23 protein-coding genes are annotated in these 20,572 nt (G+C 45.7%); 12 read left to right on the plus strand and 11 right to left on the minus strand.

The features are described from left to right. The first annotated feature begins 230 nt into the window (after positions 1–230). Positions 231–755: a spermidine N1-acetyltransferase gene (gene speG / locus KIT90_RS01280; RefSeq protein WP_005435398.1), complete on the plus strand. Its 525-nt coding sequence runs from the start codon at positions 231–233 to the stop codon at positions 753–755. A 59-nt stretch (positions 756–814) separates the two neighbouring features. Here speG and KIT90_RS01285 read toward each other — a convergent pair whose 3' ends face one another. From KIT90_RS01285 to KIT90_RS01315, 7 genes are all read right to left on the minus strand, one after another. Beyond that, positions 815–1,612 (minus strand): hypothetical protein, encoded by a 798-nt coding sequence (locus KIT90_RS01285; protein ID WP_038895547.1) that lies wholly within the window; start codon positions 1,610–1,612, stop codon positions 815–817. Between the two features lie 162 nt (positions 1,613–1,774). Further along, the gene (locus KIT90_RS01290; protein ID WP_020194734.1) at positions 1,775–2,896 is read right to left on the minus strand and encodes an OmpP1/FadL family transporter; all 1,122 of its coding nucleotides are present in this window, start codon (positions 2,894–2,896) and stop codon (positions 1,775–1,777) included. Positions 2,897–3,182: 286 nt separating this feature from the next. Further along, entirely contained in the window at positions 3,183–3,974 is a 792-nt protein-coding gene (locus tag KIT90_RS01295) for a hypothetical protein (protein WP_285374587.1), read from the minus strand. A 630-nt stretch (positions 3,975–4,604) separates the two neighbouring features. Next, positions 4,605–6,761: a prolyl oligopeptidase family protein gene (locus KIT90_RS01300; RefSeq protein WP_285374590.1), complete on the minus strand. Its 2,157-nt coding sequence runs from the start codon at positions 6,759–6,761 to the stop codon at positions 4,605–4,607. Positions 6,762–6,936: 175 nt separating this feature from the next. Then, on the minus strand, positions 6,937–8,508 hold the full coding sequence (locus KIT90_RS01305; protein ID WP_285374592.1) for an ABC-F family ATP-binding cassette domain-containing protein: 1,572 nt from the start codon (positions 8,506–8,508) through the stop codon (positions 6,937–6,939). 342 nt (positions 8,509–8,850) lie between these two features. Next, positions 8,851–9,246 carry an SAM-dependent methyltransferase gene (locus tag KIT90_RS01310; RefSeq protein WP_285336685.1) on the minus strand — a complete coding sequence of 132 codons (396 nt, stop codon included), beginning with the start codon at positions 9,244–9,246 and terminating at the stop codon, positions 8,851–8,853. 8 nt (positions 9,247–9,254) lie between these two features. Then, a complete protein-coding gene (locus KIT90_RS01315; protein ID WP_285374593.1) occupies positions 9,255–10,145 on the minus strand; it encodes a DMT family transporter in 891 nt (296 codons plus the stop codon). 114 nt (positions 10,146–10,259) lie between these two features. On the opposite strand from KIT90_RS01315, the gene KIT90_RS01320 reads away from it, so the two are divergent. The 3 genes from KIT90_RS01320 to KIT90_RS01330 all read left to right on the plus strand — a co-directional run bounded on the left by KIT90_RS01320 (position 10,260) and on the right by KIT90_RS01330 (position 11,744). Continuing rightward, positions 10,260–10,853, plus strand: coding sequence for a TetR/AcrR family transcriptional regulator (locus KIT90_RS01320; RefSeq protein ID WP_285336687.1), 594 nt, complete (start codon positions 10,260–10,262; stop codon positions 10,851–10,853). Between the two features lie 59 nt (positions 10,854–10,912). Then, entirely contained in the window at positions 10,913–11,164 is a 252-nt protein-coding gene (locus KIT90_RS01325) for a DUF6482 family protein (protein WP_033005935.1), read from the plus strand. Between the two features lie 154 nt (positions 11,165–11,318). Then, on the plus strand, positions 11,319–11,744 hold the full coding sequence (locus KIT90_RS01330) for a universal stress protein (RefSeq protein WP_009706243.1): 426 nt from the start codon (positions 11,319–11,321) through the stop codon (positions 11,742–11,744). A 66-nt stretch (positions 11,745–11,810) separates the two neighbouring features. Here KIT90_RS01330 and KIT90_RS01335 read toward each other — a convergent pair whose 3' ends face one another. The 3 genes from KIT90_RS01335 to KIT90_RS01345 all read right to left on the minus strand — a co-directional run bounded on the left by KIT90_RS01335 (position 11,811) and on the right by KIT90_RS01345 (position 13,645). Beyond that, complete coding sequence (locus tag KIT90_RS01335) at positions 11,811–12,029, minus strand: hypothetical protein (protein ID WP_005439057.1); 219 nt, start codon at positions 12,027–12,029, stop codon at positions 11,811–11,813. 118 nt (positions 12,030–12,147) lie between these two features. Continuing rightward, positions 12,148–12,900, minus strand: coding sequence for a DeoR/GlpR family DNA-binding transcription regulator (locus tag KIT90_RS01340; protein WP_285374598.1), 753 nt, complete (start codon positions 12,898–12,900; stop codon positions 12,148–12,150). After that, positions 12,893–13,645 (minus strand): glycerophosphoryl diester phosphodiesterase, encoded by a 753-nt coding sequence (locus KIT90_RS01345; RefSeq protein ID WP_285374601.1) that lies wholly within the window; start codon positions 13,643–13,645, stop codon positions 12,893–12,895. The genes KIT90_RS01340 and KIT90_RS01345 overlap by 8 nt, the downstream gene beginning before the upstream one ends. 230 nt (positions 13,646–13,875) lie before the next feature. Here KIT90_RS01345 and ugpB point away from each other — a divergent pair, with 230 nt between their 5' ends. The 5 genes from ugpB (at position 13,876) to KIT90_RS01370 (ending at position 19,000) form a co-directional block, all read left to right on the plus strand. Further along, on the plus strand, positions 13,876–15,183 hold the full coding sequence (gene ugpB / locus KIT90_RS01350; RefSeq protein WP_038895557.1) for a sn-glycerol-3-phosphate ABC transporter substrate-binding protein UgpB: 1,308 nt from the start codon (positions 13,876–13,878) through the stop codon (positions 15,181–15,183). A 127-nt stretch (positions 15,184–15,310) separates the two neighbouring features. Then, positions 15,311–16,192, plus strand: coding sequence for a sn-glycerol-3-phosphate ABC transporter permease UgpA (ugpA, locus tag KIT90_RS01355; RefSeq protein WP_199436106.1), 882 nt, complete (start codon positions 15,311–15,313; stop codon positions 16,190–16,192). Continuing rightward, complete coding sequence (gene ugpE, locus KIT90_RS01360) at positions 16,192–17,040, plus strand: sn-glycerol-3-phosphate ABC transporter permease UgpE (RefSeq protein WP_005439065.1); 849 nt, start codon at positions 16,192–16,194, stop codon at positions 17,038–17,040. The genes ugpA and ugpE overlap by 1 nt, the downstream gene beginning before the upstream one ends. Then, positions 17,041–18,198 (plus strand): sn-glycerol-3-phosphate import ATP-binding protein UgpC, encoded by a 1,158-nt coding sequence (locus KIT90_RS01365; protein WP_285374605.1) that lies wholly within the window; start codon positions 17,041–17,043, stop codon positions 18,196–18,198. Further along, on the plus strand, positions 18,191–19,000 hold the full coding sequence (locus KIT90_RS01370) for an HAD-IIB family hydrolase (protein WP_285374608.1): 810 nt from the start codon (positions 18,191–18,193) through the stop codon (positions 18,998–19,000). Before KIT90_RS01365 ends, KIT90_RS01370 begins: the two co-directional genes overlap by 8 nt. Before the next feature lie 71 nt (positions 19,001–19,071). Here the strand turns inward: KIT90_RS01370 and KIT90_RS01375 are convergent, their stop codons facing one another. Further along, complete coding sequence (locus tag KIT90_RS01375; protein ID WP_045414561.1) at positions 19,072–19,260, minus strand: hypothetical protein; 189 nt, start codon at positions 19,258–19,260, stop codon at positions 19,072–19,074. 588 nt (positions 19,261–19,848) lie between these two features. Here KIT90_RS01375 and KIT90_RS01380 point away from each other — a divergent pair. The 3 genes from KIT90_RS01380 to KIT90_RS01390 all read left to right on the plus strand — a co-directional run bounded on the left by KIT90_RS01380 (position 19,849) and on the right by KIT90_RS01390 (position 20,528). Beyond that, entirely contained in the window at positions 19,849–20,184 is a 336-nt protein-coding gene (locus KIT90_RS01380) for a hypothetical protein (RefSeq protein ID WP_005439068.1), read from the plus strand. Positions 20,185–20,271: 87 nt separating this feature from the next. Next, positions 20,272–20,400: a hypothetical protein gene (locus KIT90_RS01385; RefSeq protein ID WP_009706252.1), complete on the plus strand. Its 129-nt coding sequence runs from the start codon at positions 20,272–20,274 to the stop codon at positions 20,398–20,400. Continuing rightward, positions 20,400–20,528 carry a hypothetical protein gene (locus KIT90_RS01390; protein ID WP_009706253.1) on the plus strand — a complete coding sequence of 43 codons (129 nt, stop codon included), beginning with the start codon at positions 20,400–20,402 and terminating at the stop codon, positions 20,526–20,528. Before KIT90_RS01385 ends, KIT90_RS01390 begins: the two co-directional genes overlap by 1 nt. Positions 20,529–20,572: the final 44 nt, after the last annotated feature.

Below are 20,572 nucleotides of genomic sequence, written 5' to 3' on the forward strand. Positions count from 1 at the left end.
GGCGGTATTTAATCTGAAATTGCACCCTTAACCTAATCAGGTTTTTTGTCGTCATGATTAAGTTTCATTATTGCCGTAACCCTTATAGATAAAGGCGTTGCAAGGGTATGACGAAGATCGCTTTTACGACCCTAAAGTCTTAGAAGTAAAGGGGAGATTTCCCTCTAATGGGCTAAGATGGCTTGGTTATAGTCGCATTTGATTATGCTTTTGCTATCCGGAGATAGACGATGAAAAATGGTCTCACAATTCGTGCTTTAGAACGTTCAGACCTGCGCTTTATTCACGACCTCAACAACAACCGCAACATCATGACTTACTGGTTTGAAGAGCCTTACGAATCTCATGATGAATTAGAAGAACTGTATCGCAAACACATTCACGACGATGCCGAGCGCCGCTTTGTCGTAGAAGATGAACACGGTGTCTTAATTGGTCTGGTCGAGTTGATTGAAATTAACTACATCCACCGCAGTGCCGAGTTCCAAATCATCATCGCTCCAGACCACCAAGGACGAGGCTATGCCGAAGAAGTAATTAATCGTGCTTTGGATTATTCATTCTCGATTCTTAACCTACACAAAATCTACCTGTTGGTAGCCTTGGACAATGAGAAAGCGATCCACCTTTACAAGAAGTGCGGCTTTATTGAAGAAGGCCACCTCGTGCAAGAGTTCTTCATCAACGGTAGCTACCGCGATGTAAAACGCATGTACATCCTGCAAGACCAATACCGCGCAGAGTTAGAGAGCTGATCCATTCTGATATGGCGTGGCACTTTTTAATTAAAACGCAGCCGATGGGCTGCGCTTCTTTAATCAAACTGATATTGGTATGAGACGATGACGCGCTTGTCTGGATCATCGAGATAAGTGTTGTTGTCCATCATAAACGTCATCAAGTTAAACGAGTGACGCTTTTGAACAAGATAACCCAACCCTAAGCCACCAAAAGCACCTTTGTAGTTGTCGCCTTCACTGTTCTCTGAGCCATAAGAACCACCCGCGAATCCCATCAAGGTCAATTGCTCTGTTAGGGGTTTCAATGTGAACGCTCCCAAATAGCCGCTACTGCCGGAAGAGTTCATCATGTTGAACCCATTCTCTGGGCTAGGTGTGCCAGTAAAACCAGGGTCTGAACATGCACTGCCCTCTGCGCCATCACAAACTGGCACATCGCCATCGTTATAAGTGTAGCCAGCCATAGGGAAGATCTGAAAGCCTGCTGGCTCGATGCCAAAATAGCTCAATGGTACAAACGTTCCGACGCTGTAGTTGGTTTGATCGGCACCGTTGGTGTATTCATTCTTACCAAAGTTGAAGTTCACGATACCCACCGGAAATAGCCAAGAGCCGCCCACGCGCCATTCACTCGCATCATCATTGATACGAACATTAATCTTGCGAGCTTCATCCAATGCTAAAGAGCCTGAGAACGAGATGTTCTGGTCATCAAAATCATAGTTGTTGGAATAAGCCGCACCGAACTTGGTGATCACCTTTGTTGGGTCATCGGCTAATTTGTTTTTGTTCTCTTTGGGAACGCGTTCGCTAGCCAGAGCCGACGAGCTTAAAACTAACGCTGCACATGCCAGCCAAAACGTGTTGTTCATTTCAAATTTCCTCGACGAATTCGCTATCGTCTTTTTACTTTGTGCTTTTTGTTCAGTTGAATTAATACCGTCCCGCTACAAACAAAAACGGCGGTAAGCCTAGGACGTGCTTACCGCTGCTTTTCGTTGTATCGCTAATCTAGTGATTGCGTTAACGCCGGACTATTGGTTTTTCCAGCTGTAGCCGATGCTCAGGAAGTACAACGCTGGATCATCAAAGCTTGCAATCGTGTTGCCCGCTCGACCTTTCACCTCAGACGATTCAATTAAGGTCGCTTCAAAGGCAACTGACACCGTGCTTGCTTCATCAATCTTGTAATCAATGCCCGTACCTAGACGGTAAGCGTTGCCAGTTGGGATAGTCAGATCACCGTTGGATTGGTCTGTGTACATGCTTGAGTCAAATGCGAAACCTGCATTCCACATCACTTTGCTATTAACCTTGTACTGTGTACCCAAAGCAATCTGATAGGTGTCTTGTGTTTCTACATCCATCAGCGTTTGGTAAGCACTCCAATCTTGCCAGTTCAAGTTACCCATCACCGCCAGTTTGTCGTTAAGCTCATGGTATGCACTGAATACCAACTGCTGAGGCGCAACGGCACTGGTCGAGAAGTCCTTATCATCGAATTCGAACTCAGTTTCATTCGAGTAAGACAGACCTAAGCGAGTACCTGAATTCAATTCATACAGCACACCAACGCGGCCATTGACTTGAGTATCTGTATCTTCAATGCCACCAGCGAGTGTCGTACCATCAACTTTGACATCCATATCTAAAATGCCGTAATGGATGCCCAATGCAGCACCCACAGACCATTGATCGTTAATACGGTATGAAGCAGAAGGTTGAACCGTCACGGCCTGAGTAATTGCATTAGGAATATCAATACGGCTGAACAGCTTGTCGTATTCCAGACCCAAGCCGTAGTTGCCGTACATACCAATACCAAGCGTCCACTTATCGTTCACTTGTTGGCTGTAAAACGCAGAACCAAGCGGCACGTAACCAATGATGTTACCTGCGTCACCGCCACCAAAGGTGTCCAGCGTTGTGTCGCCATACAAGCTGATCAAGTGACCCGAAAATGACTGACCCGCCACGTTAGACAAACCCGCTGGGTTCGCCGCCATGACCGAGGCATCCTGCGCTCTTGCCGCCATACCCGCAGACGCTAAACCAATGTCTGTGGTGGAAGTCTCGTACAAGTACAGACCTCCTGCTTGCGCTGCTGCACACGAGATGAGGGACCCCACAGCAACGATTTTGGTAAGATTTTTCATACTAAAACCTATAAGCATGTTAAGAGAAAACCCGTACTGCAGCGTTGGTTGTATATCAGTGAAAGGACTGACCATCGCACACAGCACAGGCAATTTGTGGATTGAATGAGAAATAAAACCGACTAAGCGGTTGGTCTTTCTTCTATTTTTGTTTTCATCTTGTCGTCTGAAATAAAACCAACGACGAACGCACTTAAAATTTTATGCGCCTTGTTATTTCCACTTAATGCGTGACCAAACATCACACAGTAAAAATGCGTAAATTATTGTTATCTTATGAGTCGTATTAGAATTGGTAGTTGTATTCGATGCGGTGGTCGCCATCGCCAAAGTCGACTTGCTCATTCCAGTTAGCGAAGTAACGAATATTTGAGCGTGGTGTTATTTGGTAAGAAATCGCAAATTCATGCGTTAAGATATTATCCTCACCCGCATAATACGTGTCTTTATAATCACTTGAGCCCGACAAGGTATGCATATACATCGGGTTGTAGTTGATCCAAATTTTGTCGGTAATATCGATTTTCGAGTACATCCCAACCACAGTAAATGTACCTGGAATCTCGTAGCCCTTGTCTTCACCGCTGAAGTCATTGGCAATCGTCACACCTGCACCAGCTAGTGGATAAAGCTGGACAACACCAAGCTTAGGCAAGGCCTTGATGAAGCTGTACGACGCATCCAACTTGTCGGCATCCACGTCGTAGTTCACATCAAGCTGACGCCCTAATCCTTTCGCAACTTCAACTTGGAAATTACGCAGGCGGAAGGAATCAATACTGTCATCTACTTTGCTGTACAGCGGGTCATCTTCATCTCGAATGCCAAACAGCTCGCCACCAATACCTTTGACTTCGATAACGTTCATTGCCATCGTGCCCGGTTGAGACGCTTTATAGGTTTGGCCTATCTTAATGTTTGCCCCTTTGTCCGTAATGCCAAAGCCAGCTTGGGTATAAACCGCAAGAGGATCGGACATGTCTTGTAGTTCTTTGTCTGTATCTGTCTCAGCACAAACGGGGGACGCAAACTGGATTGCTGCTGCCATCACGACAACAGACGGTTTCACCATATTCATAGGATTTTATCCATCTTTTATTCAATTAAACGCACGTGTCATCAAACCTGCATAAATCGCGGACGAGCTGAATCGAGCCTCGGAAAATTCAATTTCCAACGCGAATTTACGAATAACAGGTTGTTTAACTCTGCATTTAAATTAAATAGAGGATAACGGTAAGTTCAATCACCTATGGTTATATGAGTTATAACCTAAATTTTGGTTTAGATTTGAAATGAAATTTAGATTAACAATTATCTAAATAGTAGATATCACAACAAAGAATGAATACTCAGTTAATATAGATTGAACATGTGAAATCAAACCAAAGAGAAAATAAATGGTCAATCGAAAGCTGAAACCACCTAGACGTTTAGCTATATACTTTTTCAGCGATTTCACCAATAAATAAGTCATTTTGGTTTAAGAATATATTCTACAACTGTAGAGTATTTTCATTAAAAAAATGTTATTTCGTCTTGGCGTTCGATACTTCCACTTATTGGAAATTCTTCAATATCATTTATGTGAACTACGTTGGCATCGCATATTTTTCTATTCTCCCTAAAACAAAAAACGCAGCCCGAAGACTGCGTTTTGATTCCAATGTAAATGAGCTTAAGCTCTTTAGTTAATCTCCCCTCTCGCTTACAGCTTTTCAACGCCCATATTGAACAAAGTAAAACTGTAAACATCGGCGGTTTTCTCGATAACCTTACTAGTCGGAGTGCCTGCACCGTGCCCTGCGTTAGTTTCGATTCGAATCAAAGTTGGATTCGTACCCGCTTGTTTCGACTGTAGCTCAGCCGCGAATTTGTAAGAGTGCGCTGGCACCACACGGTCATCGTGGTCACCCGTTGTTACCATAGTTGCAGGGTACTTAACGCCGGCTTTGACGTTGTGTACTGGCGAGTAACCTTTGAGGTAATTGAACATCTCTTTACTTTGCTCTGCTGTACCGTAGTCATAAGCCCAGCCCGCTCCTGCCGTAAAGGTGTGGTAGCGAAGCATATCCAATACACCCACTGCTGGCAGTGCCACTTTGAACAGCTCTGGGCGCTGCGTCATCACCGCACCAACAAGTAAGCCACCGTTCGAGCCACCGTTAATCGCGAGCTTATCTGACGAGGTGTAGTCTTTATCGATAAGGAATTCAGCTCCGGCAATAAAGTCATCAAACGAATTTTGCTTCTCTAATTTGGTACCAGCATTGTGCCACTCTTTGCCATACTCACCACCGCCACGAATGTTCGCGACAGCGTAAATACCGCCCATTTCCAACCATGCAGCTCGACTCGGACTGAAGTAAGGCGTCAGGCTGATATTGAAACCACCATAACCATACAAGATCGTTGGCGCTGTGCCGTCCATCGGTGTGCCTTTCTTGTAGGTGATGATCATGGGAATCTTGGTGCCGTCTTTCGATTTGTAGAACACCTGACGAGATTCAAATTGTTCTGGATCGAATGGTGCGTTCGATTTGTGGTAAACCTCGCTGTCACCGTCTCTGATGTCTAAACGATAGGTCGTGCTTGGCGTCTTGTAGTTGGTGAAAGAGTAGTAGACTTCAGCGTCTTCTTTCTTACCCCAAAAGCCGTAAGCACTGCCGATGTCTGGTAGCTTGATTTCACGAATGAACTTGCCGTCCATGTCGTATTGTTTGACCATAGAAAGGGCATCAACAATGTAGCTTGCGAATAGATAACCGCCCGCGGTTGATGGGCTAAGCACGTTGTCCGTTTCAGGAATTAAATCTTTCCAATTCTTCGGCTCAGGGTTGCTCGCATCCACCGTCACCACTCGTTTATTTGGTGCATCTAAGTTAGTGACCAAATACAGCTTGGTACCTTTGCTATCAATCACCCAAGTATCAGAATTGGTGTCATCCAAAATGGTTTGCAGCGGACTGCCTGGCTTGGTCAAATCTTTGAAGAAGAGCTTATTGCCAGACGTTGAAGTGCTTGCCGAAATAAACAGGTAACGTTGGTCATCGGAAGTGTAACCACGAACGTATCGGTGCTTCTCTTCCTCTGTACCACCGAAGATAAGCTTATCTTCACTCTGCTTAGTACCTAGTTCGTGATAGTAAAGCTTGTGTTGGTCGGTTTTTGCCGAAAGCTCGCTGCCTTCTGGCTTGTCGTAACTTGAGTAGTAGAAACCTTTGTTCCCCAGCCAATTCACGCCGCTGAACTTAATATCCACTAGCGTCTCACCGACAGGCTTTTTGGTTTCTGCATCAAGCACAATCACTTTGCGCCAATCGCTACCGCCTTCTGAAATACTGTAAGCGACTAAAGAACCATCTTTGGTGAAGCTCACATTCGCCAATGAGGTCGTGCCATCTTCGCTAAAGGTATTCGGGTCGAGGAAGACTTCTGGCTTGCCATCATCAAGTTGGCGGTAAAGCACATCTTGATTTTGCAAACCATTGTTCTTGTAGAAATAGGTGTATTTACCTTCTTTGAATGGTCGCCCTAACTTCTCGTAATCCATTAACTGAGTTAAGCGTTCTTCGATCTGGTGACGATAAGGAATTTGCGCCAAGTAATCGAACGTGACTTGGTTCTGCGCTTTGACCCAGTCAGCGGTTTCTTTACTGCGGTCGTCTTCTAACCAGCGGTATGGGTCACTGACTTTGGTACCAAAATACTCATCCACCACATCGACTTTCTTTGTCGTTGGGTACTTCACCGCCATTTTATGTACGTGTTCAACCAACTCCTTTGTTGAGTCTTCGGCATAAGCTCCCGGTAATACGCCCGTCATCGCGAACGCGGTCACCAGTGCTAAGGTTTTCTTTTTCATAGACTTCCTTTTCTGTTTTTGTTTTGTGTAATGCATCAGCATCTTACCCATATCGAAGTAAGGATTCTAATTGCTTTGAGAAAACTGCTTGGTAAAGGTTTTAAAGTCACCAAAGCCAAACTAGCTGCTTAGCTTCGGTGAGCTTCCTTAATGTGGATTTATAGACAAGAGCTTGTTAGCTCAGTTCAATGCTTCGAGACACACCCGACTCCGCGGCAAAATCTTGGTCGTGACTGATAAGAATAAAGCCACCTTTATACGTGCTTAGTGCCTGAGCAAGCATGATTTTCGAATCCAAATCGAGGTGATTATCTGGCTCATCCAAGAGCAACAAAGGCTGGGTTGGTTGATGACTGACAATCAGCATCGCGAGCTTCATTTTCTCGCCTCCACTCAATACGCTGCCCAAACGAAACACACTGTCTCGGCGAAAGCCAATGCCTGCTAGTAATGTTCTGGCATCGCTTTCTTTTATCCCCTCACAATGTTGCATTAGGTTTTCCAACATGGAGAGTTCAGGCTGTATCGCACCAAAGTGCTGATCGAGATAATAAAGCGGCGTGTTGATTTGTAGCTCACCACTTTGCAGTGAGAACTCACCCAAGAGTGTTTTCAGTAAGGTCGATTTGCCGCATCCGTTTTTGCCCAACAAATGCAATTTATCATCCGCATGAACTTGCGCAGTGATGGGCTGAGCCGACCCAAATGGCAACACGCCTCCTAAAAGCGACACGACTTTTCGTGAGCGACTTTGACTGTCTGCCAAATACAGTTTTTGCCCTTTGATTTGCTCTTTGCGCACTCGCAAGCTTTGCTCTTTCTCCTGCAGGTGCGCTTGGCGAAGTTGCTCGTTTTTATTACGACTGGCGGCTCGGGCTGTCGCTTTGTCTTTCATACCATCCAATAAGATCTTCGGCTGGCTGCCATCCTTTCTCAGCTTGTTACCTTGAGCCGCTCTTTGTTCTGCTTTCTCTCGATTGCGCTGCGCTTGCTCTTCCAATTGCTTTTTTTGTTTATCGACACTGGCTAGTTGGCGTTCCACCGCTTGTAGTTCAGTGCGCTTTTGCTCGGCATATACGTCGTAATTACCGCCAAATACTTGCAAGCCTAAACCGGATAGCTCCCAGATTTCCTCCATCTCGCGAAGTAACTCCCTGTCATGACTGATGAGCAGAATCGCGCCAGAGAAACTGCGCATCGAATCAATCAACCACTGCTTGGCATGTGTATCAAGATGGTTCGACGGTTCATCAAGGATCAGCAATTCCACTTCACTTTCGAACATCTGCCACAGTTGCAAACGCGCTAACTGCCCGCCACTCAATTGCGAACAAGGAAAGTCTGGCTGTGGCGGCAAGCCCATGGTTTCTAACTGCTTAGCAAGTTGGATGGGCAAATCCCATTGTTCGCCCACCACCTCAAACAAATGCTCAGAGCAATCGCCCATTTCGATCTGCTTGAGCGCGCTTAGCACTTTGTCCTTTGCTAAAAACTGGGCAATCGAAAGATCGCCCTCTAACAAGTGCGATGGTTGCTGACGATATGTCGCAAATGACCTTGGTACGGCCACCGTGCCACTGGCCGAGGTTTGCTCACCGCAGAGTATCGATGCAAACACCGATTTTCCGACACCGTTGCGTCCAACTAACCCAACACGACGTTTAGTCATTGAACATGAGATTTGCTGAAACAGCGTTTCGCCATTACCAAATTGATGACTGATATTGTAAGCCTGTAAGACTGGCATAATTTGCCTCCTGTATGACAGGGACAACAGCCGTAGCTTGAGATAAATCTAGAGATGAGATCGATGCAAATACACGCGCCCATAGAAGCGCTTCAAACAGAAAAACGGTAACTGCAAAGAAATATCGGAAAGTGAGCTACGCCTACTAACCCTGTAAATCCAAAAAATAAAATGAGAGTTGGATGACAGGTTTAGTTGTTCATGTTGGCGTAATCTCCTAAAGAAGTGATGAGCAAAGTCTAAAGGTTTTCTTGTATAAAAAGCAAGCGACTTCTGTCACAAGCCGCTTTCAGACCGAGAGCTCGTTTGGGTGCCCTAGCTTACAAGGGCACAAACCTAGGACTATGCTTCAAAGTAAATCGCCGGTTTGATATCAACCAAAGGCGTGCCATCCAAGCAGTCCAAACCACGCGCTTTAATTACTCCCTCGTCGATAGACTCAATCGGTAAGACCGCCGCGCCAATAGGGTTTGGTCTGTGCGGCGAACGTAAAGCAAAGGTGCCCTTCTTTCCTTGCAGTATTTCAGGTTGGCGGTTCGCACCAGAAAGCCAATACAGAACCAGTATTTTCTGCCCAACTTCAAGCCCTACAAGCCCTTGGTGATACTGAGATTTAAGTTGAATTTCACACACAGGTCCATCTTGTGGCTGAATGTTATTTGGGCACTGAGAAACCTCAGTATATGGCGTACAAATTTGCCCAATAAACTCAAGTTGCGGGGTTTGATTTGTGTTCATATCAACCTCTATTTTTGTTCTGACTTCATCGCTGAAAAAGCGTAAATGGAAATAGTGACCAAGATGATTGAACCACCAAGAATGCTTGCCATTGCAGGAATTTCATCAAAGAAGATTAAGGCCCAAAGTGGTGCTAGCACGGTTTCAATCATCAGAATCATGCCAACTTCAGGCGCCGTGATGTAACGGGTAGCGACTTGTGAAAGCACACGCCCAAACGGCGCAGTAAACAGCCCCATCAAGCCCATAATCAGCCAAGTGTTCGTGCTGTAAGTTGAAGGCGTTGCCCAAAACAGCATTGCCATCGCTAAGAACAGCCCACCAAAACCAACACTTGCCATGCGGCTTACGTGTTGATGCTTACGCAGTTGCACCTGGTTGAGCGACAAACACACCACGGCAAACACTGCTAAACCATCGCCAATCCAGTTACCCGATTTAAAAGAACCAGAGACCACAATCACAATACCTACCATCACAGCAACAATCGCAATCCACGTCGAACGCTGGGTCACTTCACCCAAAAACCACCAGCTGAACAATGCTGCCAAAGCTGGTGCTGCGCTCAGAATCACAAAGGTATTCGCAACCGTGGTGAGCTTAATGCTCATCACCAAACCAGCAGCACTGCCGAGCATCAATAAGCCAGACAACAAGACATGCCAGCCGCTCTCTTTCACCGCTCGAACCAGACCGCGCTCATCGCGAAGTTGGATAAATATTGGCATCGAAATCGCGGTAAACAAGCCAAATAGAAATGCGGTATCCACACCACTCACGCCCGAGAAGCGAATAAAAATTGGGTCTAGGCTCATCAGCAGTGCACCAACCAAGGTGATCACCACCCCGGCAAAGCGTGCGCCTTTGGCGTTTAGGTTATTCATTAATGCCGTCGTCATCGTCTTTGTCCTCAAAAAATAAATCATACTCGTAAGTATGATTTTATAATTTCGGAGTTGTGTCAACAAAAATCATACCGTATAGTATGATTATCAAATCAAGAGAATCTGAGCATGAGCAAGATCGAGCAAAACCGAGAGAAGAAACGCCGAGCTATTTTGGAAGCCGCGAAAGAGAACTTTTTGTCCGAGGGATATGTGTTAGCGAACATGGATAAAATCTCCGCCCAAGCAGGCATGACAAAGCAAACCGTGTATCGCTACTTTCCATCTAAAGCAGCGCTATTTGAAGCAACATTGCGCCAGATAGGTGAAAACATGGATGGTGGCTTCATTAATCACCTACAAGAGGATGACCTGCGAGAAGCGTTGAACTCATTTGGTGAACACTTCGTTTCTTTCCACCTTTCTGATGAGCACTTGGCGACCTTCCGCTTGTTGATTGCAGAAAGTGCTAAAGCGCCCGAGATCACGACGATCTTCCGCGAAGTCGGTCCGGACGATACCGATGCTAAGCTCACTCAGTTCTTCCAAGATCGTTTCGATATTAAGGAACCAGAAACACAGATTCGCCTCTGGACAGGCATGCTACTGTCGATTCGCTCTGGCGTTTTAATGGGAATGGAAAAGCCAACGCAAGCTGAGATAACGGAGCACGTGCAAGAGGTGACTGAGTTTTTGTTGGCAGCAATCGAGCATCAGAAGTGAACTAAAATCCATCGCTCACCGTAATAGCCAAAGAGTGAAAACACCAATGGGAAACGGCTATGAATCTTTTGATTGAATCGGTCGAGGGTGGTATCTACCTCGCTTACAATGTAGAAAACCATACAAAGTCATTGATATTGAACGAGCACAAAAGCCCGCTCAAATTTGCTAGCCTCTGCGAGGCAAGAGACCACTTTCGAGGAGAAGGATACTCCTCTGCAAAACTGGTTCACCTCAACGCATCCGATGAGATGTGTGGAGAAAGAATACGCTGTGACATGCCATTAGAGATTGAATTGAGCTGGTATTAGTACCGGCTCTTTTTTCGCCCTCCCCCTATATCCTCTCGCTCTTAGGCTGGTGATAATTTGCCAAAACTTTGAGCGATTTCGGGATCTTATCAACACATTTTTTGTTAAAGGCGTACTATGCTATTGGTAGTGTATTCCACAAGAGGGCGTGGTTATGAAATACAAACATATCCTAGTCGCACTGGAACTGTCTGATGAGAGTACTGTGTTGATTGACCGAGCGGTATCTATGGCGAGTTATCTCGGTGCAGAGATTTCTTTTATTCATATCGATGGTACTCATGGCGAAATTTATCGTGAGCTTGTCGATATTAAAGCAAACCCAGACCAAAGACCGTTGAATGAACATTCAATGGAGTGCTTGAAGTCCTTTAGCGATTACATGGAGCAGCCATTGAAGCACTTCTTCGTTGGCACGGGTGACTTGGCGGACAAACTGGAAGTGACCATCAAAGAGCAAGAAGTTGATCTGCTTATTTGTGGCCACCATCAAGACTTCTGGAGCAAGATCATTTCTTACTCAAGACATCTGATCAACAAGTCTCCGGTCGATATTCTGGTTGTGCCGATTCACGACTAGTTTGAATGAACGATCTAAAAAGCCGCCAACGATGGGCGGCTTTTTTTGTGTTTCTTGTTGGCTCAATTAAGGCTCTATTTCACCAATCGAATACAGCACCAACTCTTCTGGGTTGTTCCCTTCCCCTAACGAGTGAATGTCTTCCCCTTCTTGCTTCAGCTCATTAATCAGCTTGAGCGCTTTATCTTGCTTCACCCCAATAATGGTTGGCATTTCAGAGGCAGAGACACCAAAACGTGTCGCAACAAGCAAGTTTCTTACTTTGGTTTTATCCGATTCAAACATGGCAGGACCTCTTTATTTTCAATCATCTAAGCATAGCGAATCGCGATGAAAAAGCATCACGCAGGTCGAATCAATAACGGATTTTCCTACGAGTTAGACAAACGAGGCGAATAAAAGATCAGTTACTGAAAACTCGGTCGAAATAATTGAGTGGCGCCACCTTAGTGTTGGCTCTTCGCTGCCATTTACTTTTGTTCGCCACCAGCCACTTTTGTTCGGAATTGGCTAATATTGCTTGGCTCACCTTGGCTTCTCGCAACTCATGTTCCATCGCGAACAACTGAGTATCAACTTCTGTGCGACCAAAATTGACCATCTCTGAATGAGGCTGTGCGATTTCGGTGATACCTGCACAACCAATAATACCGATGTCTGCGGAAAACTGGCCGTAAAACTGTTCTGCCGAACCATCCACCACATCGCGATCGTTCGTACGAATACGACCTCCCGGAATCCAAGTTTCGATGTTCTCAAAGTGAGACAAAATATGCGCCGCTTCGAAGTTATTGGTCACCACACGTAACTCACTGTGATTGGCTAGACGTTCAGCAACCAAAGCAATCGTAGTACCGATCCCCAAAAACAAAGTCGTGCCGTTTGGGATCGCTTTGACTACTTCATCGGCGATGATCTGCTTTTCCTGTTGATTGGTGACTTGACGAGAGGCATAGCTGCGATTGCTCAGAGTGGCAGGTAGCCCGACACCACCATGATGGCGTCGGGTAAGTCCGAGTCGACAAAGTTCATTGATGTCGCGACGAATGGTTTGCGTCGTGACTTCGAAACGTTGGGCAAGTTCTTCTATCGAGCAATATTCTTGCTGATGAATTAGTTCAATGATGCTTTGTTGACGGACGTTTAAATTATTCATTCAATGCGGGTTCTCGTATGGCTGAAGGCACTTTAACTTTATAACGTTGAGGCGTATCTGTAATCATCATATCCACGCCCCAATGCCAATGTGCTTCAACTAATTGAGGAAAGTTTGGTGTATAGCAGAAGAGTTGATAGCCATACTGCTTGATCTTCTGAGTTTGCAATTCAGTCAGGAAGCGGTAATCACAATGCACACTGTATGCATCGATGTGTTGTAGCACGACAGCGGAATCATCTGGAATCTCCTGCCATAGCTGCCCTCTTCTCACTTCTGGCAGGTAGTTTTTCATCATCATTAAGGCTTCTGTGTTAAAGCTAGAAAACAGAATCGCGTCCGCTTCTACGCCTAAGTGCTCAATGACCTGTGCAACCTTTTCGCACAACAGGTCGATTTCGTCACCGGAGTAGACCTTCAATTCAATATTGAGCTTCACACCCGCTCTTGAAGTGAGCTCAAGCGTCTCTTCTAAACTAGGGATAGGCTCGCCTGCGAAGTCATCACCGAACCATAAGCCTGCGTCGAGTAACCTTAGCTCGTGCCAAGTCAGATCTTTGACTTTGCCTCGACCATTCGTGCAGCGGTTGACCGTTTTGTCATGGATGACGACAGGAATGTTGTCCGCACTAAGTTGAACGTCGATTTCAATCCATTCGCAACCAAATTCAATGGCGCGTTGTATTGCCGATAAAGTGTTTTCTGGAGCCAAACTAGATAAGCCGCGGTGTGCTGTTATTTTCATTTTTTATTCCGTCTTTTTCATTTGTTTTCAAATGAACTATCTCAACCCTCAATGACGCTTTGATTACAAAATAGTGACGAAAGCAATGTTCAAATAAGTTCATTTTTTTGTAACTAGAACGTCATTTGGCTCATTTAATGTTCATTTGAATTTTTTGGAGCGGATTCATAATCAAAATGAACATTCGCAAGGAAACACCTGTTCAAATCATCCAATGAAAAGGAATCATTATGGCTATTAAACACCTCGCCGGACTTGCAGTTGCAGCGGCATTCATCAGCACGCAAGCACAAGCAAAAACAGAGGTTGAGTGGTGGCACGCGATGGGCGGCGCACTAGGTAACAAGGTTAATGAAATTGCGGCAGACTTTAACGCAAGCCAATCAGAATACGAGATCAAACCGGTTTACAAAGGCAGCTACGCAGAAACAATGACCAGTGCTATCGCGGCGTTCCGAGCAAAAGAGCAGCCAGCGATTGTACAAGTATTCGAAGTGGGTACGGCGACCATGATGGGCGCAGACAAAGCGATTTATCCTGTTTACCAATTGATGGAAGACACCAAAGAGTCGTTCAACCCTGATGATTACCTTGCCGCCGTAACGGGTTACTACACCACCAATGAAGGCAACATGCTTTCCCTGCCATTTAATAGCTCTACGCCAGTGCTTTACTACAACAAAGACATGTTCGCAAAAGCTGGCGTAGCAAACCCACCAAAGACATGGAAAGAAATGGAAGAAGTTTCCCGTAAGCTGCTGGCATCCGGTGCGAAGTGTGGTTTCAGCACTACGTGGCAATCATGGACGCAAATCGAAAACTTCGGCGCACGTAACAATGTTCCTGTTGCCAATAACAACAACGGCTTTGCTGGCTTAGACACTGAGTTTAAGTTCAATGATTCGGCGTTTGTTCGTCATATTGACCAAATGGGCAAATGGTCGAAAGAAGGCATCTTTAAGTACGGCGGTCGCCAATCTGATGGTATGCCACTGTTCTACACCCAAGAGTGTGCAATGACTATGGGCTCGTCGGCAGGTCTGGCTGGCATTAAAGAGAACATGAAAGACGTTGATATCGGCGTAGCGCAACTGCCTTATGATTCAGAGATCGTCGCTAAGCCACAAAACACCATCATCGGCGGTGCATCACTTTGGGTACTTCGTGGTCATTCAAGCGAGGAATACAAAGGCGTGGCGAAGTTCTTCTCTTACCTTTCTAGTGCAGAAGTCCAAGCAGATTGGCACCAGTTCACTGGTTACCTACCAATCACTAAAGCGGCTTACGAGCTAACGAAAGAGCAAGGCTTCTACGCTAAGAACCCTGGTACAGATACAGCAGTTCTACAAATGACGTCGACCGAGCCTACAGAAAACTCGAAAGGCATTCGCTTTGGTAACTTCCTGCAAACACGCGACATCATCAACGAAGAGCTAGAAGCAGTGTGGGCAGGCAAAGCAACGGCACAAGCTGCGCTAAACAATGCGGTTCGTCGCGGTGACGAGCAGCTACGTCGCTTTGAGCGCACACAGAAGTAACGAACATTAATAACGAACAATGATGTGCTGAGTCTTATTCAAATAACCGCTCAGATACGCACTCTCCCCGCCCATCTTGGGTGGGGAATTCGTTCACACACCTTGCCTGTTTTACTTTGGTATTTGTATGTCCTCACCTGTTGTTTTTAAACACAAATGGCTTCCGGTTGCGCTGATTGCACCTCAGTTGGTGATCACCTTGGTGTTCTTCATCTGGCCGGCAGGACAAGCCATTTTCCAATCTTCTCAACTTGAAGATGCTTTCGGCATGAGCCGTGAGTTTGTGGGTTTGGAGAACTTTGAAAAGCTCATCCATGATCCCCTTTACCTAGATTCATTAATGACCACGCTGCAATTTAGCATCAGCGTTGCGGTGCTCGCGTTGGTCAGCGCACTTGTTCTTTCCGCTTTCGCCGAACAAATCATCCGTGGCGCGACCATGTATCGCACCTTCTTGATTTGGCCTTATGCGGTCGCTCCGGTTGTCGCAGGTTCGTTATGGCTATTTTTATTCGATCCAACCATCGGTGTGATGACCGAACTGTTGAACTTGTTTGGCATAGACTGGAACCCAACGCTCAATGGCACTCATGCAATGTGGATGGTGATCATCACTTCGACTTGGAAGCAAATCAGCTACAACTTCCTGTTCTTCTTAGCAGCACTTCAATCCGTGCCGAAGTCTTTGCACGAAGCCGCGGCCATTGATGGTAGCGGTCCGATCAAACGCTTTATCACCATTAGCTTCCCGCTGATTTCACCAACCAGCTTTTTCTTGTTGGTCGTGAACTTTGTTTATGCGTTCTTTGATACGTTCGCCATCATCCACGCGATGACACAAGGCGGCCCGAGCAACAGTACATCGACCTTGGTTTACAAAGTCTACAACGATGGCTTTATCGGGCTGGATTTAGGTTCATCGGCCGCACAGTCCGTGATCCTGATGATCTTGGTTGCTTCCCTGACTGTGATTCAATTTAAGTATGTTGAGAAGAAGGTGGCGTACTGATGGTAGAAAGAAGACCGTTTTTTAATCTGTTTTGCCATGTCATTTTGATTCTTGGCATCATTTCGATTGCGCTTCCGGTTTGGATTGCAATCGTAGCAACGACCCATGAGAACAGTGCATTCGCTACTGGCACTCCACTTTGGTTTGGAGATTTGGGTTTTAGTGTATTTACTGACTTGTTGAGTAACGACACTCAGTACAACAACAATACTTTGCCGATTGGCAGCATGCTGCTGAACTCTTTCATCATGGCGATGTGCATTACCATCGGTAAGTTGAGCATTTCCATCATGTCTGCCTATGCAGTGGTGTTCTTCCGTTTTCCGGGACGAATGCTGGCGTTCTGGATGATCTTCTTCACGCTGATGTTACCCGTTGAAGTTCGCATCATGCCGACGTTTGAGGTGATTACGAACCTCAACATGCTCAACTCATTTTACGGCTTAACCATTCCGCTGATTGCCAGTGCGACTGCCACTTTCTTATTCCGTCAGTTCTTCTTAACGGTGCCGAATGAGTTGGTGGAAGCAGCACGAATTGATGGCGCAGGACCAATCAAGTTCTTCTTCGATATCTTGTTGCCCCTGTCGCGTACCAACATCGCTGCACTGTTCGTCATCACTTTCATCTACGGCTGGAACCAATATCTATGGCCACTGCTGATCACCACTGATGTGCAGTACTACACCATCGTGATGGGCATTAAACAGATGCTTGGAGTGGTTGATGGTGTTGTGGAATGGAACAAAATTATGGCCACCACCATTATCGCCATGTTGCCACCCGTGATTGTGGTAATTGCAATGCAAAAAGCCTTTGTTAAAGGTCTGGTAGATTCGGAGAAATAAATGTCCACGTTAACTCTTTCTAATATCGCTAAATGTTATCCGAACGGCTATCAGGCGATCCAAAAACTCAATCTTGATATCTGCGACGGTGAAATGGTCGTGTTGGTTGGCCCAAGTGGCTGTGGTAAATCCACCCTACTTCGCATGATTGCGGGTCTAGAAGAAATCAGCTCTGGCGAGCTCAAGATCGACACCACAATCGTCAACGACCTCGAACCTGGCGAGCGCGACATTGCCATGGTTTTCCAGAACTACGCCTTGTACCCGCACATGACGGTGTACAACAACATGGCTTATGGGCTGCGCAACCGCAAAACACCGAAAGCGGAAATCGAGCGATTGGTTCACGAAGCAGCAAAGATGCTGGAGCTGGATCACCTACTCGACCGCAAACCGGGGCAGCTCTCTGGCGGGCAACGTCAGCGTGTCGCGATGGGGCGTGCAATTGTACGTGAACCAAAGGTGTTTCTGTTCGATGAGCCTCTGTCTAACCTAGACGCCAAGCTGCGTGTTCAAATGCGTTTGGAAATAAAGAAGCTGCAACGTCGCCTTGGTACCACGTCGGTTTACGTTACCCACGACCAAGTGGAAGCAATGACGCTGGCAGACAAACTTGTTGTGCTGAACAAAGGCAACGTCGAACAAGTTGGTACGCCGCTAGAGATATACGACAACCCTGCTTCTCTGTTCGTCGCGACCTTTATTGGCTCACCATCCATGAACATCTTAGATGGCAATGTTAGCGCTGACGGCATTACTATTGGTGACGCACTGCTTCCTACATCCACAACAAACTTAGATCTAGGTGAAGTAAAACTGGGGCTTCGCCCAGAGCATTTACAAATCAGCCAAGATGACCCATGGTTGCAGGTAGAAGTCGAATTGATTGAATCGCTCGGTGCTGACTTGCTGCTTTACTGCCGCACAGAAGGCGATGATTCACAAAAGCTGGTTGTTCGTGTTGAGGGGCATACGCCTATTCAAATTGGCGACAAGCTTGGTCTGGATATCAAACCAAAGCATGTTCATCTATTTGATGCCAACACAGAAAAGCGCATCGAGTGTACACTGGCTCCAGCGGTGCCACTGCAAGACGTCAGTGACAATACCCAAGCAATCAATCCTAAAGTAAACAAGCAAGGAGTGGTGAATGCCTAACACGTTATCAGAGCTCAATGTGGAGAGCCTGAAACAGATCGAATGGCTGCTGACCGACGTGGACGACACGTTGACTTGGCAAGGCAAACTGCCACCAGAGACATTAATTGCGCTAGCAGAGTTAGAGCGTGTGGGCGTAAAAGTGGTCGCAGTAACAGGCGCATGTGCTGGTTGGTGTGACCAAATGGCAAAGATGTGGTCACTGCATGGTGTGATTGGTGAAAATGGCGCGTTTTGGATGAGAAAAGACGCGACAGGGTTCAATACCACCTTCGCTCGCCCAGCCGAAGCGATGCGCAAAGAACAACGCGCATTACAAGAAAGCATTGCGGGCATTTTGGCAGAGTATCCTGATGTCGAGTTCAGCCAAGATCAGAGTTTTCGCTACTGTGACGTTGCGGTGAACATCGCGCAAGATAGAACGCCAGTTCCCCCTTCCACGACAATGGAGCTTCTTAATCGCATCGTGAATTTGAATGTGGAGTCTCACCCCGTTAACGCCACATTGAGTTCGATTCACATCAATGCTTGGGTAGGTAATCACAGTAAGCGTACTAGCGGTGAAGCGTACATTAGGCAGTTCAATAATGGCGAACTACCGAGTTTGGAGCGCATCACTTATGTGGGAGATTCATTGAATGATGAAGGCATGTTTGAATGGCTACCAACAACCTTTGGCGTAAACAACATTCGCCCTTTATTGGAGAAACTGAATCACCAACCTAGCTTTTTGACCGAGGAAAATGGCGGCTTTGGGTTTGCACAATTGGCTAACCTAATCGTCAAAGCCAAAAGGCAGTAACGGCTTTTATCAGGGCTGTTTGGTAAAAGTGCAGCCTTCGAAAGGGTTAGATACTCGGGTAAATGGATACCCTAAGAATAGGAGGACGCGGTTCTCTCTTCGGCGAACAGTCGATGGATGAATTGGCGTTCTTCTTCACTCAAACGCACTGGCACTTCCTGTTTGGTTGCATTCTGAACCAACTGATAAACCTCATTCAATTGCGATAACGTCAAAGAATTCAGTTTTTGCTTTATTGCACTAAATTGCTGCTGTTCCATATTTTTATGCTACTTATTCCTTATTTCACCCCTCATTGAGAAAAAAAGACACTCAATCCAAATATCACCATGGAGGGGGGAAATATATTCGGATTGAGTGAAAAGAAGGAGTAAAGACTGCGGCGGATTGCATGAGAAAATCAAACTCTCAATCTTTATTAAGCACTCCAACGAGAAAAAGAATATCGCTTTCTGATGTATTTATAATTAGCAGTTGTGAAGTTTATTTATCATAAGTGCTTAAAAATCTCTCATCGAGAAACACCGCTTAAGCCCTTGCTACACTTAGCATTTCTCCAGTTCAGGCAGCCTACCATGCCCAGAATGGACAATCTCGCAACAAAGATTGCTTGTTGTTTTCACTAATTATTTTTGTTTGTCGCATCCAAAAGCAGCCCATATTATCCGCAGCACAAGGGATGACATTCCTTACGCTCTTTAACAATCAAATGCCGTACTTCCTCATCTGCAACTTTCCTACTGATGTAAAAATTTCCTTTTGATTCCCATTTTCTAATTTTTACAACCACTGCGCAGAGCATTTAAAGCTGTGTTCTGCATTACAGTCTATTCATGTAGGAATTCATCGTGGATAAATATCAAGCTGCATACGCTAAGCGTCTAGAAAAACTGAAAGGCAATCGTTCGCCAAAAGCTATTGCACGTATTTCGGCGTGGGATGCGTTTTTTAACAAAGAATACGAGATGCAAGATCTAGAGTCTCAAATGACAGACTCAGCTCGCAAGCACTACGAGCAATCTGACGTTAAAAATGAAATCAGCTTTGGTTCATTCAAACGCGCGTTCTATAAAGAATCGATCGTGATTTATGACCTAACCGATGGTGCTTCAATTCAGAAGGTGTTCACACCACTACTTGTGCTAACAACAGCATGGGTACTGTTCGTGTGTTTTACCCAGTAATTGAATAACCGAATTTAACAAGCAATAGATAAACTATTGGCAGGGTGTTTATACCTTTGTTCAATACAAACAGTTGAGAGTTTAAGGATGAAAGGAAGAAACATTGCGGCATTTGCCATTGTGATGGCAGCACTAACGTTTGGGTATGGCTTTAAAGCGTACCAAGAGGCTAATGGTGTCATTTACCCAACCTTTAAGAAGGAGTTTAATCTCTAATGCCTAAGATTACCCTTCTGCTACTCGCAACGACAGTCGCCATGGGCATTACTGGCGCTGCATTCTGTGTTGGCGTCACTTACGCGTTCACACAATTGCCAATAGAGCAAATTCTATCGAGCTTATAATAAAAAAGTAGAGCATTTCGGTGCTCTACTTTTTTGCTATTTAG

This window comes from Vibrio sp. B172a (genome assembly GCF_030248355.1).
Classification (GTDB): Bacteria; Pseudomonadota; Gammaproteobacteria; order Enterobacterales; family Vibrionaceae; genus Vibrio; species Vibrio owensii.

Excerpts from the sequence above, each read along its gene's own strand:
- speG (WP_005435398.1), top strand. The coding sequence starts at position 231 with ATGAAAAATGGTCTCACAATTCGTGCTTTAGAACGTTCAGACCTGCGC.
- KIT90_RS01285 (WP_038895547.1), bottom strand. The coding sequence starts at position 1,612 with ATGAACAACACGTTTTGGCTGGCATGTGCAGCGTTAGTTTTAAGCTCG.
- KIT90_RS01290 (WP_020194734.1), bottom strand. The coding sequence starts at position 2,896 with ATGAAAAATCTTACCAAAATCGTTGCTGTGGGGTCCCTCATCTCGTGT.
- KIT90_RS01295 (WP_285374587.1), bottom strand. The coding sequence starts at position 3,974 with ATGAATATGGTGAAACCGTCTGTTGTCGTGATGGCAGCAGCAATCCAG.
- KIT90_RS01300 (WP_285374590.1), bottom strand. The coding sequence starts at position 6,761 with ATGAAAAAGAAAACCTTAGCACTGGTGACCGCGTTCGCGATGACGGGC.
- KIT90_RS01305 (WP_285374592.1), bottom strand. The coding sequence starts at position 8,508 with ATGCCAGTCTTACAGGCTTACAATATCAGTCATCAATTTGGTAATGGC.
- KIT90_RS01310 (WP_285336685.1), bottom strand. The coding sequence starts at position 9,246 with ATGAACACAAATCAAACCCCGCAACTTGAGTTTATTGGGCAAATTTGT.
- KIT90_RS01315 (WP_285374593.1), bottom strand. The coding sequence starts at position 10,145 with ATGACGACGGCATTAATGAATAACCTAAACGCCAAAGGCGCACGCTTT.
- KIT90_RS01320 (WP_285336687.1), top strand. The coding sequence starts at position 10,260 with ATGAGCAAGATCGAGCAAAACCGAGAGAAGAAACGCCGAGCTATTTTG.
- KIT90_RS01325 (WP_033005935.1), top strand. The coding sequence starts at position 10,913 with ATGAATCTTTTGATTGAATCGGTCGAGGGTGGTATCTACCTCGCTTAC.
- KIT90_RS01330 (WP_009706243.1), top strand. The coding sequence starts at position 11,319 with ATGAAATACAAACATATCCTAGTCGCACTGGAACTGTCTGATGAGAGT.
- KIT90_RS01335 (WP_005439057.1), bottom strand. The coding sequence starts at position 12,029 with ATGTTTGAATCGGATAAAACCAAAGTAAGAAACTTGCTTGTTGCGACA.
- KIT90_RS01340 (WP_285374598.1), bottom strand. The coding sequence starts at position 12,900 with ATGAATAATTTAAACGTCCGTCAACAAAGCATCATTGAACTAATTCAT.
- KIT90_RS01345 (WP_285374601.1), bottom strand. The coding sequence starts at position 13,645 with ATGAAAATAACAGCACACCGCGGCTTATCTAGTTTGGCTCCAGAAAAC.
- ugpB (WP_038895557.1), top strand. The coding sequence starts at position 13,876 with ATGGCTATTAAACACCTCGCCGGACTTGCAGTTGCAGCGGCATTCATC.
- ugpA (WP_199436106.1), top strand. The coding sequence starts at position 15,311 with ATGTCCTCACCTGTTGTTTTTAAACACAAATGGCTTCCGGTTGCGCTG.
- ugpE (WP_005439065.1), top strand. The coding sequence starts at position 16,192 with ATGGTAGAAAGAAGACCGTTTTTTAATCTGTTTTGCCATGTCATTTTG.
- KIT90_RS01365 (WP_285374605.1), top strand. The coding sequence starts at position 17,041 with ATGTCCACGTTAACTCTTTCTAATATCGCTAAATGTTATCCGAACGGC.
- KIT90_RS01370 (WP_285374608.1), top strand. The coding sequence starts at position 18,191 with ATGCCTAACACGTTATCAGAGCTCAATGTGGAGAGCCTGAAACAGATC.
- KIT90_RS01375 (WP_045414561.1), bottom strand. The coding sequence starts at position 19,260 with ATGGAACAGCAGCAATTTAGTGCAATAAAGCAAAAACTGAATTCTTTG.
- KIT90_RS01385 (WP_009706252.1), top strand. The coding sequence starts at position 20,272 with ATGAAAGGAAGAAACATTGCGGCATTTGCCATTGTGATGGCAGCACTA.
- KIT90_RS01390 (WP_009706253.1), top strand. The coding sequence starts at position 20,400 with ATGCCTAAGATTACCCTTCTGCTACTCGCAACGACAGTCGCCATGGGC.